Source organism: Mycolicibacter sinensis (assembly GCF_001673565.1).
GTDB classification, from domain to species: Bacteria; Actinomycetota; Actinomycetes; order Mycobacteriales; family Mycobacteriaceae; genus Mycobacterium; species Mycobacterium sinense_C.
Map to the genome: position 1 here is coordinate 1 of NZ_LZMF01000043.1, position 897 is coordinate 897.

The following is an 897-nucleotide window of genomic DNA, read 5'->3' on the forward strand; positions in this document are numbered from 1 at the left end:
CCAGTCCTGCAAGGCCGCGTGCAGCGGTGTGTAGAAGTCGAACGCGGCAGCACCAGCGGCCGATCCGGCCAGCGCATCGCTGGACAGATCCGACGCGACGAACAGACCGTTGAAGTCATCGCTCAGGTTGCCCCAGGCGCTCGGGTCAAACAGGTCGGCCCACAGATCGTCGAAGTCGGCCCGGGCGGCCGGGACCGACGTCAGCGTTGCGAGGCCGACGGCTGTGAGGATCCCCAGCGCTGCAGGTGCTGTCCTCAGTTCGCCGCGGCGCCCGCGCGCACGGCGCTTCCCTGGCTTTCCCAGAAGATAAGACATCGGACCGACCTCCCTGCGCTGACTAGCGACTTCGGTGCATATTGGGCGACTCTAGCGGAACCGCTAGTGCGAAAAACCGTACCAAACGAATGAGATAGTCGCAGTTTGTAGGCTTCCGGTAGACAATTGACGCTAGCGCAACTACTGTGCTGTTCCTAATGCGCATGTTAACAAGGCGTTACAGCGCTAAGGGCTTATACGGGGAACGGGGGCAATGATGGTTGTTCGGCGCGGTGCCACGGTCAGCAGGAGTTCAGGCAGGGGCGGTTCGAGCCGGCGGATCGTGGGCGCAGCGTCGACAGTCGGCGCGTTCCTGGCCTTTGGAATGGCGCCGTTGGCGGCGGCGCCGGCGGCCAATGCCGACTTCGATGACTTCCTTTCCGACCTGTTTGATCCCACCGCGTGGGGCAACCTGTCCGGGCACTTCGACGACCTGTTCACCGGTTCGGATCTGCCGGGTTCGGCGGCTGCGGATGCGGATTTCGCCCAGATGTGGGACACCATGTTCTACACGCCGTTGCACGCGGCCTTGCAGGACTGGCTCGACTCGCCGTTCGGTGAGCAGCTCACCGCCCCGCTCAA

1 protein-coding gene and 1 pseudogene are annotated in these 897 nt (G+C 63.9%); one reads left to right on the plus strand and one right to left on the minus strand.

Going from position 1 to position 897, the window contains the following annotated elements:
• A partial coding sequence (locus A5648_RS07690) for a hypothetical protein (protein ID WP_207511598.1) occupies positions 1 to 315 on the minus strand: 315 nt, incomplete at its 3' end.
• 283 nt (positions 316 to 598) lie between these two features.
• Between A5648_RS07690 and A5648_RS07695 the strand changes: the two are divergent.
• Positions 599 to 897, plus strand: a pseudogene (locus A5648_RS07695) (PGRS repeat-containing protein); the annotation flags it as partial.